Annotated in this window: 10 protein-coding genes; 2 read left to right on the top strand and 8 right to left on the bottom strand. The window is 48.3% G+C overall.

The genetic code is table 11. The features are described 5' to 3' along the window. Positions 1 to 41: 41 nt before the first annotated feature. The 3 genes from D889_RS0113120 to D889_RS0113130 are packed head-to-tail and all read right to left on the bottom strand — an operon-like array spanning position 42 to position 2,371. Positions 42 to 668, bottom strand: a complete 627-nt coding sequence (locus D889_RS0113120) for a TetR/AcrR family transcriptional regulator (protein WP_010632484.1) — start codon at positions 666 to 668, stop codon at positions 42 to 44. Beyond that, positions 669 to 1,475 (bottom strand): ABC transporter permease subunit, encoded by an 807-nt coding sequence (locus tag D889_RS0113125; RefSeq protein ID WP_010632483.1) that lies wholly within the window; start codon positions 1,473 to 1,475, stop codon positions 669 to 671. Then, positions 1,475 to 2,371, bottom strand: a complete 897-nt coding sequence (locus tag D889_RS0113130) for an ABC transporter ATP-binding protein (protein WP_010632482.1) — start codon at positions 2,369 to 2,371, stop codon at positions 1,475 to 1,477. The genes D889_RS0113125 and D889_RS0113130 overlap by 1 nt, the downstream gene beginning before the upstream one ends. A gap of 206 nt (positions 2,372 to 2,577) precedes the next feature. On the opposite strand from D889_RS0113130, the gene cynS reads away from it, so the two are divergent. Beyond that, entirely contained in the window at positions 2,578 to 3,021 is a 444-nt protein-coding gene (gene cynS / locus D889_RS0113135) for a cyanase (RefSeq protein ID WP_010632481.1), read from the top strand. Positions 3,022 to 3,091: 70 nt separating this feature from the next. After that, positions 3,092 to 3,319, top strand: a complete 228-nt coding sequence (gene tlp / locus D889_RS0113140) for a small acid-soluble spore protein Tlp (protein ID WP_010632480.1) — start codon at positions 3,092 to 3,094, stop codon at positions 3,317 to 3,319. Positions 3,320 to 3,394: 75 nt separating this feature from the next. Here the strand turns inward: tlp and D889_RS0113145 are convergent, their stop codons facing one another. The 5 genes from D889_RS0113145 to D889_RS0113165 all read right to left on the bottom strand — a co-directional run bounded on the left by D889_RS0113145 (position 3,395) and on the right by D889_RS0113165 (position 9,346). Beyond that, positions 3,395 to 3,742, bottom strand: a complete 348-nt coding sequence (locus tag D889_RS0113145; protein ID WP_010632479.1) for a CHY zinc finger protein — start codon at positions 3,740 to 3,742, stop codon at positions 3,395 to 3,397. A gap of 36 nt (positions 3,743 to 3,778) precedes the next feature. Beyond that, positions 3,779 to 4,417 (bottom strand): hypothetical protein, encoded by a 639-nt coding sequence (locus D889_RS0113150; protein WP_018962394.1) that lies wholly within the window; start codon positions 4,415 to 4,417, stop codon positions 3,779 to 3,781. Between the two features lie 587 nt (positions 4,418 to 5,004). Beyond that, on the bottom strand, positions 5,005 to 6,657 hold the full coding sequence (locus tag D889_RS0113155) for an AMP-binding protein (protein ID WP_010632477.1): 1,653 nt from the start codon (positions 6,655 to 6,657) through the stop codon (positions 5,005 to 5,007). A gap of 245 nt (positions 6,658 to 6,902) precedes the next feature. Further along, entirely contained in the window at positions 6,903 to 7,838 is a 936-nt protein-coding gene (locus D889_RS0113160) for an L-lactate dehydrogenase (RefSeq protein WP_010632476.1), read from the bottom strand. A gap of 197 nt (positions 7,839 to 8,035) precedes the next feature. Then, on the bottom strand, positions 8,036 to 9,346 hold the full coding sequence (locus tag D889_RS0113165) for an amino acid permease (RefSeq protein WP_018962395.1): 1,311 nt from the start codon (positions 9,344 to 9,346) through the stop codon (positions 8,036 to 8,038). Between the last annotated feature and the right edge of the window lie 595 nt (positions 9,347 to 9,941).

The raw sequence follows: 9,941 nt of genomic DNA on the forward strand, positions 1-9,941 counted from the left end.
ATCGGGCCGCAGGGGAACATCCCTGCGGCCCGATTGCCCCATCACTTCAGCGCTTCCCGCTCATTTTTCAGCAGGCCGCGCAGGCTCATTGCCATCATGTCCAGAAACTGATTGATGATCGGTTTCAGCGCATCAATGCTCGCGCCCGGATGTACTTTCAGATAGCCCATAGCCTGAGCGGAATAGTAATTACAATGGGACTGGAGGACGGCCAGCAGTGTCACCGGATCAACGTCATCCTTGAGGTCAAGTCCGTCAATCAGCTTCTTCAAAAATTGCGGTGCCAATGCGGAAAGTTCCGTGAACAGGCGGCTCATTTTCCCGCTCAGTTTCTCCGGCGGACTGGCGAACGCCGAGATAATCAGCTGGTAGACATCCGGATAATCTTTGTAAAACAGTAATTCCTGCTCGCTGTACTGCTTCAATTTTTCCATCAGATGGGTACACAAATCCCATTTCTCATAGTCCAGTTTCTTCATTGAGAAAGCAATCGCGTCATTGACACATGCCTCAAAAAGTTTCTCCTTGGACTCAAAGTAGTGGAAAATCAGCCCTTTCGAAACGCCGGCCTGCTTTGCGATGCGATTGGTCGACGCCTGTTCAAAACCCTTTTCCGCAAATTCATGAATGGCTGCGGTCAGAATCGTTTCTTCTTTCGATGCTTCCATTCAGACTTTCAAATCCTTCCGTCGATAGATCACGCAGGTCAGCAGTGCGGCAACCACTAGGACGATCAGATCGGTGACGACATATTTCCATTCGATGCCGTTCTTGAATACGGCACTGGGGAGCGCCGTGTCCACCGGTGAGAAATAGATCAGCGACTGAAATTTGTCATTGAGTTTCCCGACAACACCAAGAATGAACGTCAGGAAAACGATCGCCAGCGACAGTGAGGTGGCCGGCTTATTCGATTTCATCAGCGACGACAGCAGGAAACCGACACTCATGAACGTCAGACCCATGATCCATCCGGTGAAGGTCAGCTGCGTGAACGACCTGAAGAGGCCGGATACAGATGCCCCCGATTCTTTAAAAATCAGGCAGGCGAGAAAAGCGACAGCCATCGACACCAGCCAGTAAAGAGTGTACAGGAGCACATTGGCGATCATCTTTGCCGTGACGATCGACAGTCGCGAAATCGGTTGCGCGTAGAGGTAGCTGATTGTGCCTTCCGTTTCTTCCCGGGAGAGGGCGTTGGTTCCGAGTGTTGCTGCAAAAATACCGGTCGCAAGCATCACATATTGGTACTCATAGCCGAAATACCCTTTAACCGTGGCCAGTGCGGCCATATCGGACAGATTGAATGCCTTCAGCATGTCTTTGGGCATCGCGTTAAGATCGATCTGCTGCAGGCCCATACTCTTCATCGAGGGGAACAGCGACAGTAGACCGAACGTCAGCAGAGCAACTACGACAATCCAGATCAGCAGTGTTTTCAAATGCGTCCGGCATTCCAGTCTGAAAAGTGTCATCAGCGCGTCGCCTCCTGATTTTCATACATCGACATAAACTGTTCTTCAAGATCCCGATTATCAACGGTCACATCGTCCAGTTTCGGAGCAAGTTCCGAGAGCGTCCGGAACAGTTCCGGAAGCCCTTTTTCATAGGTGAACCGCGCCTCGCAATCGCTCCTTCTGATACACTCGGCACCGATGGTCTCCATCTGTTCAACCGGCAGACGATCCCCTTTTAAAGTAATAATTTTTACATTTTTATTAATCGTCGTCAGGTCTTCCACACCAATCAGGTGTCCGGCCTTAATAAACGCAACCCTGGAACAATAGTCCTGAACCTCTTTCAGGTTGTGGCTTGAGAGAAACACGGTCACGCCCTGCTGCTGTTTCTCCTTCATCAGCTGGAACAGCCGGGCATGCATCAGCGGATCCAGACCGTTCGTCGGTTCATCGAGAATCAGCAGGTCCGGGCGCATGATCATCGCACAGATCACTGCTACTTTTTTCTTATTCCCGAGCGACAGGTCCCCGAATTTCTTTCTCAGATCCACATCGAACAGATCGCAATAATACGTCAGCTCTTTCCTGTCCGCATGCATCCGGTGAAAATCCAGTGTATAGCGAATCAGATCCTCCACATGAAGCTGCGGATAGAAGCGGACATCGCTCGGCACATAGCCGATCCGCTTCTTAACGTCGACATTGGCCGACGGCATGTTCTCCCCGAACAGCCGGATGCGGCCTTCGCTGTTCTTAATAAAGTGCAGGATCATATTGATCGTTGTCGACTTGCCGGCGCCGTTCGGTCCGATAAAGCCGTAGAATTCTCCTTTTTCCACGTTCATCGACAGGTCTTTGACAGCAGCAAACTTGCCGAAATACTTGCTGACATGATCCAGTTCAATGACAGCCATCCTGACCACACTCCTTTTCGCATTGACCACCTGGTCAGTTTCAATATATCACGCGTTGACCAAGTGGTCAATAACAATCCAATTATTTAGTGTGGCAGATATTCTGTCACGATTGGCGTAGATTATTTTCTAAGTGCTATGCTTTTGTTGTCGCTACTTGTGACGGCATTACGACTTTTACTAAATTATCGGGAGGCCGTGTCCGTATGGCTTATTCAGAAGCAACAAAAACCATCTTAGAGGCAAAAGAGAAAAAAGGACTGAGCTTTGCACAAATTGCGGAAACCGCCGGCTGCTCGGAAGTATTTTGTACCGCCGCCCTTTTTGGCCAGCAGACATTAAGCCCGGAGCAAGCAAAGGCAGTCACCGGACTGCTGGGGCTTTCCGCTGAAGTTGAAAATGATTTGAAGTCGATTCCGTTCCGCGGAACAAATTTTTCTGCCCCGCCTGCCGACCCGACCATATACCGGCTCTATGAAATTGTGCTCGTCTATGGAGATACCATCAAAGCACTGATTCATGAGAAGTTCGGAGACGGGATCATGAGCGCCATTGACTTTAAGATGGATCTGGATAAGGAAGAAGATCCACATGGAGACCGTGTGGTGATTACCTTGAACGGTAAATTTCTTAAATATAAAACGTTCTAACTCCGTGGCATCAAACTCATAATTTCTCCCTTTCACGGCATAATAAGTTTACTGAGAAGGAGGAATTTCAATGGCAAAACCGGATGATCGTTCAGACAATCTGGAAAAGATTGCGAAGAATATCGGCCATACCCTGAAAAATATGGACGAAGCCAATGATTACCTAAAAGCGCACGGGGACGAGATGAGCGACGAGGAGAAGCAGCGATTCCAGAGCAAGAATCAGCGCCGCGAGCAAACCGTTTCCGGTCTACGCGAAGAAGCAAGAGACGAAGCTGCCTACAGCAAAACACACTGAACAGTGAAAACTGCCACGAACTGCCGCTCTGCCTCTGTACAGGGCGGCAGTTTTTTTTCAAAAAATCCTCGTCAGTTAGTCCTGCTGAGGCGTCTCTTCCACGTCAAAGTACAAAGGATAATCCTTTGCACATCCGGGATTGAACGCTGCACCGCAATACGGGCAGTGGTAGCCGGAGGTCATGTAGTCATGAATGGTCAGCTCCCGGCCGCACGCACCGCAGAGGATGGCCTTTTCATCATAATCCTCACGGGACCAGGGAACCGCCGGATGATCCGCCAGCGCCTGATGACACTGATAACACGAATAGTACGTTCCGCAGCATTTGAATTTGATCGCAATAATATCCCGCTCCGTATGGTAATGGACGCAGCGCGTTTCCGGATCGACATCAATGCCGTATACTTTAGGTCTTTGAATCATTGTTTACCGCTCCCCGCTTTCATTTCTTTCTTGAGTCTACACTCTATACGAGGAGCCTTGGATGATGATGATATTAAATCCTTGAATAATCAGGATGATCCTTGAAATGCTGGTAAGGATGTTGATTACTGTAACAATTAATGTATCCACATAGCTTTTTCCAATGGCCGTTACAAAAATACTGTAAGTCCCCTGAAAGTAATAATTAAAAGCGCCTCCCAGACCGGTCAGTAAAATGACAAGCATTGTCGTTGACCAGCTTATTGTGGAATGAACAAACACAGGATAGAGAACGGCGATAGCGATCACACATAGAAAATAGTACACGCCCGTTTTCTTATAATAATCAGAGGTGGCCGACAATATTTCGTTGATGCTTTTCTTATCGGCATTCGCCACTTGTCGATATAACGCCTGCAAAGATGCAGCACCCACACCGGCTTCAAGCAGAGATAAGTAAACGACAATCTGGCTGATTGAAGAGATAAGACCATTCACCTCAGAACCAAAGTGAACGAGAAACAGTCTGGGAATAAGCACACCAAAAGCAACAACTACAAATTGGCTGATTATACCAAATATTAAATTTTTAATACTTCGCTTTACTTTCATTAGAAACCTCTTTTCAATTGCGTCAATCAGATGGACAAGCGATTGATGCTCTACTTTTTTCACCAGACGGACACCGTATTAAAATTTCAGTGATACTATACCATATCTTGAAGTCGTAAAAATCAGTAATTTCCGCATGTTTTGTCGCAGATTAACAGGTATTTTCTTCAAAACCAGATGCCCATCAGTTCCATATTCAAATTTTCGCTGTCCTCCCTCTTTGAAATGCCTGTTCATCTCTTTTGCCATAAAACTGTAAGGTATGTTACATTAAAGAGTTACTTTCTTAAACCAAATTTTACTTTATCCGGAAGATGATTACGGGCTCACGTTTTCATTGGCCAATATTAAAAGTTAGTATCGTTCATCGGTTTTATCATTTTTACGGAGAGGTTCTTTTGAAAAGCTCTGTTAAACTGGTCTGTTTTTTTCGCTTGAGCTCGCTTCAGGATACATTCCCCCTGATTGCGGTAAAAAGTTTATTGATTGATGCACCCAAATGATTACGGAGACCAAACCTGGGAAAAGGAATGTTTCCGTATCAATTTACATCCGGTGATGAATGCTCATCAGACAAAGAAGCATCCCGACCATTCCTCAACCACAGGAATTGCCGGGATGCTTCAAATCGATTTAGATTTCCTAGATCATCATGCTAAGTTCCGCCCATAGCGCAAGATCTTTCGTGTCGTGGTTTTCTCAAATTCCTTTTCAAGCACTTCGAACATGCGAATGTGCTTGTAGCCGGGCATTTTATTGTTGACGTCATCGATGATCGATTTGATATTCGCATAGATTTCTTCTTTCGTCGGCAGGTGACCGAGAATACCGGCGATATTGTCAAAATTCGGAAAGATTTTGGCTTTGACACAGGTCTCGCCCTGACGAGAGTTCCCTGAAAGAATCAGTGCCTCGCTGATCGACTTCTTTTCCAGGAGCCGCGCTTCCAGTTCCTCCGGATAAATGTTCTTGCCATTGGCGGTAACGATCACGTTCTTCATCCGGCCTTTGATATACAAGAAGCCATCCTTGTCCAGACAGCCCAAATCACCGGTACAGAAATAACCGTTGCGAAAGGCGCCGGCCGTTGCTTCGGGATCATTGTAATAGCCAAGCATGATATTATCGCCTTTTGCGAGAATTTCCCCGACACCGGCTGCATTGGGGTGATCGATCTTCAATTCAACACCGGGAACGGCCACGCCGGTGGACGACGGATTGAAATAGAAATCGTTGTTGCCGGCCAGGAGCGGCGCGCATTCAGTAAGCCCATAACCCTGCAAAGGGCGGATGCCGAGGGCGAGAAAGTCTTCCACAACATCCGGGGACAGATCTGCGGCACCGACAATGCACGTGTGAATTTTACCCCCCAGAGCTTTTTTCACCTTATGACGAATGATCATTCGTAAATATACAGGCAGTTTCCCGAGAGCCTCTGAAATCGAGAAATTTTCGAAGCTTGATCGATATTTTTCCGGACAGCCTTTGATGATGGTTGCCTGAAGCCGTTTGTCAACAAGCTCAAGCAGCGCAGGAACGACCACAAGTATCGTGGGATGGTATTCAAGAATATTGCGGCGGATCGCATTCAGGCTGTCTGCATAGGCGATACAGGCGCCACGCGACAGGATCAGCAGGCAGTTTAGCGTACATTCATAAGTATGGTGAAGGGGCAGAATCGATAGCGTCTTATCTCGGGATGTCACTTTCACGATTCTTGACGTGGAAAAGATATTCGCGCAAATGTTCTTTTGCGACAGACAGACACCCTTGGAATGCCCGGACGTACCGGAAGTGAAAATCAGAACGCTCATGTCCTCTTCCCTAACCGGAAGCCTGTCAATCCGGCGGTCGTTCACCGGCATCGCCGGCAGATTTCTTTGCAGCGACAGGAGCAATAGACCGCTCCCGACCAGCGGCTTCAGGCGTTCGAGTATTTCGGCGTCCGCGCAGATCGCCGAACAGCCGGCGGAAGCAATAAAGTCGCGCATATCTTCCGGCGACAGCTCGCGATCAATCGCAACAGCTGCGCCGACCGTCGCCGCGCACAGATAATGCAGCACCCACGGGTAACTGTTTTTACCGATCACAGCAATGCGCTTTCCCTGCAGACGAGCATTCAGAAAATGCGTGCCAAGCGCCCTGTAGTCCTCTTTAAACTGTGAATACGTGACATACTTATAGTGACCGTTTCCTATTTTTATCTGAAAAGCAGTTTTTTTCGCAAACTTCAGCGCACTGCCGTAAACCATTTCCCGAAAATTTTCATATTCAGTTGCTGCATTCAGCTTTTGTGCGGACAATGGCCTGCACCCCCTGTTTTCTCTCTTGGCCTTGCTGACAAGTATTCGGACACGATACACATCAATACGTGCACAGAGGTTAAAATGTTTCACTCACAGGCTTAAAAAAAGTGTCATGACAAGCCCTACTTGAAAACTATTTCTTAAAGGAGAAAACCATACCACAGAAACACCGGCGGCAGATTGTGTCTCTGGATTTCTGCCACCGGTGTTCAGATGTTCCATGTCTATTTTGTGGGAAACGATCAGTTGGTTTGTTTGTCCAGCAGCTGGAATTTTTCCTTGATCGTATCCGCAGAATGTTTGAATTTTGCTTCCTCTTCATCAGTCAGCGGCAGCGTGGTGACTTCTTCAACACCATGCTTGCCGATGATCGCCGGCTGGCCGACATAGGTGCCGTACTTCTCGCTGTAACAGGAGCAGATGTATGCCGCTCTGGCATCAGCAAGTACAGCCTGGCTCAGTTTTACGGCGCAGGTCGCGATCGCCCAGTTTGTATAATGCTTGCCGACATAAACTTCCCAGCCGCCGCGACGTGCGGCTTCTTCCAGTGCAGTCAGATCCAGGCCGCGCTGCCTGGCCAGTTCGGTCACAGCCAGACCGTTTACCTGAACCGTCGACCAGGCTGTAAACTGGGATTCGCCGTGTTCACCGTAGACATAACCGGACACATTCTTCGGGTCGACATCAAATTTGTCCGAGACGACTTTCTGCATCCGGGCGGTATCCAGGAACGTTCCGGTCGCAAAGATTTGCTGCCGGCTGAGTCCTGTATTTTCCTGTAAATACTGTGTGATCGCGTCGCAAGGATTCATCGTATCAATCGCGACACCATGGAAACCGGATGCCTTAATCTTCGGGGCAATGTCTTTGACAATTTCTTTTGTATATGTAAATTCTGCCCAACGGTTTCCCTGTGCCTGCGGTTCTTCATAGGCGTGAATATTGCCGGCCGTGATGAACAGAATGTCCGTATCAGCCAGCTCGCTGTAATCATTGATCTTAATGATCGTCCGCGTGTCGATTCGACCCTGCATGTCCTGCAAATCCAGCTGCTCGGCACGGGCCAGCTTCTCATTCGTGTCGATAATCGTCAGTTCATCCGCAATACCCTTACTGACCAGAGTGTAGGCAACTGCCGCGCCAACGTGGCCAATGCCAATGATTGCGTATTTCCTCATCTCTCTGCCTCCATTTTCGTATTGATAATATCCTTAATACGTTTATCTTATCATAAATGATAATCTTCTGAATCAATCGAATAGCATAATCAGGCACGAGAAAGATATTTTGTGAACCATCCTGATTTAAGAGGATTGCTGCCAGTGATTGGCGCTCAGATTTTCTCGTCTCCGGACGGCGCCTGATGGTTCAGATCTTACGTGTTATCCCGTTTGTATATACCAAATGCATAGTAACAGGCAACCACGAGACAAAGAAAGATAATCCCGACAATCAGCGACAGCCGCGTGTCCGGGTTGAACCACATCCCGACTAATACGACAATTAAAAAGGCAATCGTCAGATAGTTTGAAAAAGGTGCAAGCGGCATTCTGAATGGGTGCTCCCGCAACTCAGCTCCCTTAATCCTTCTGAACCGGAGCTGGCTGATCAGGATAACGAACCAGGGAACCATGCCTGGAAGGACACTCGCACTGTAAACGTACACAAAGATTTTCGGCGGTGCGACAAAATTCAGAACAACCCCTATGGCCAGACCGATGAGCACCGCAATCGTGCCATACAGCGGTACACCGTTCCCGGAGACTTTTTTGAAACTTTTTGGCGCCTGTCCGAATACACCGAGCGTATAAAGCATCCGTCCGGCACTGTAAATACCGCTGTTGCACCCGGACATGGCAGCTGTAATGACAACAAAGTTTATGATCGCCGCCGCAGCGGTAATACCGATTTTAGAGAATGTAATGACAAATGGGCTGCCCAGTTCATTAAGCTGATCCCACGGATAGACGGTGACAATGACAAAGATTGCCCCGATATAGAAAATCAGAACGCGCCAGATAATGTTCTGGATCGCACGGGCCAGCGTCTTTTGCGGATGCTTCGCCTCACCGGCCGTAATGCCGATGAGCTCGACCCCCTGGAAAGCAGCGACGACAAGCGATAATGAAAAGAAAAAGCCTTCCCATCCCTTTGTGAAAAAGCCGCCGTGTGCCCAGAGATTCGATAAACCGATCGCTCTGCCCGAATTGCCGAACCCGAAGAAAATCAGTCCGATTCCGGCAATAATCATCAAGATGATGGTCACGACCTTGATCATCGCAAACCAGAATTCAAATTCGCCGAACGACCGGACGGAAACCAAATTCGCCGTGCCGAGAATAATGACCACGAGGACACTTGGGATCCAGGCCGGCAGCTCCGGGAACCAGAATTTCATGTAGGCCCCTACGGCGATCACTTCGGACATGCCGACGATGATCCATTGGAACCAATTGCTCCACGCCGTCAGATAACCCGCCAGCGGATGAATATACTTGCGCCCGAATGTCGCAAATGATCCGGTGCTCGGCTCAACGTATAACATTTCCCCCATCGCCCGCATGATAAAGAAAATAAACAGGCCGCTGATCGCATAAGCGAGCAGCACGGACGGACCCGTCCACTGAATCGTACTGGCCGAACCCATAAACAAACCCACACCGATCGTGCCGCCCAGTGCAATCATTTGAATATGGCGCGCACTAAGGCCTCTCTTTAATTTCTCTCTCTCCACACAACTTCACCCTTCTGTTCTTTTTTCTGAAACCATCAAGATCCGTCAGGAAAAGTGTTCTAATGTATCTCAGTGCTCCTGACAGCAGACAATGGTTTCATTTTAACAATGATTTCCCTTCCTGTCTCGCCGATGACGAAACAGGTTGCCGCTCCGCTCAGTTCCCGATGAGATGATTAATGTGATAGATCTATGAACAGCTAGAGTTGATCCTAATCAGGGAAAAGTCGATCCTAATCAGGACGAAGTTGATCCTATTCCGCTTAAAGTTATAATGAACGAAACTAGCCCCACTATCGCAGCAACGTGGGTTGATTGAAGTACAATAAAAATGCATCAAGGACTTCAAACAGAGCCACAACGCGAAGGGAGCTAGCATAATGAATCATAACATAATTTACGTCGGTTTGGATGTTTCTAAGGATAAGATTGCCATGGCGGTCGCTCCGGAAGGCCGGCGCCAGCCGGATTATATCGGGATGATGCCTAATCAGGCTTCGGCAATACTCCGACAAATGAAGCGGTTAGGAAAACCCGAGCAACTCCG

This window comes from Sporolactobacillus vineae DSM 21990 = SL153 (assembly GCF_000377985.1).
Classification (GTDB): domain Bacteria; phylum Bacillota; class Bacilli; order Bacillales; family Sporolactobacillaceae; genus Sporolactobacillus; species Sporolactobacillus vineae.

What these genes read in the sequence shown, in the direction of transcription:
- cynS (WP_010632481.1), top strand. Translation starts at nt 2,578, where the DNA reads ATGGCTTATTCAGAAGCAACAAAAACCATCTTAGAGGCAAAAGAGAAA.
- D889_RS0113130 (WP_010632482.1), bottom strand. Translation starts at nt 2,371, where the DNA reads ATGGCTGTCATTGAACTGGATCATGTCAGCAAGTATTTCGGCAAGTTT.
- D889_RS0113120 (WP_010632484.1), bottom strand. Translation starts at nt 668, where the DNA reads ATGGAAGCATCGAAAGAAGAAACGATTCTGACCGCAGCCATTCATGAA.
- D889_RS0113165 (WP_018962395.1), bottom strand. Translation starts at nt 9,346, where the DNA reads ATGATTGCACTGGGCGGCACGATCGGTGTGGGTTTGTTTATGGGTTCG.
- D889_RS0113160 (WP_010632476.1), bottom strand. Translation starts at nt 7,838, where the DNA reads ATGAGGAAATACGCAATCATTGGCATTGGCCACGTTGGCGCGGCAGTT.
- tlp (WP_010632480.1), top strand. Translation starts at nt 3,092, where the DNA reads ATGGCAAAACCGGATGATCGTTCAGACAATCTGGAAAAGATTGCGAAG.
- D889_RS0113125 (WP_010632483.1), bottom strand. Translation starts at nt 1,475, where the DNA reads ATGACACTTTTCAGACTGGAATGCCGGACGCATTTGAAAACACTGCTG.
- D889_RS0113145 (WP_010632479.1), bottom strand. Translation starts at nt 3,742, where the DNA reads ATGATTCAAAGACCTAAAGTATACGGCATTGATGTCGATCCGGAAACG.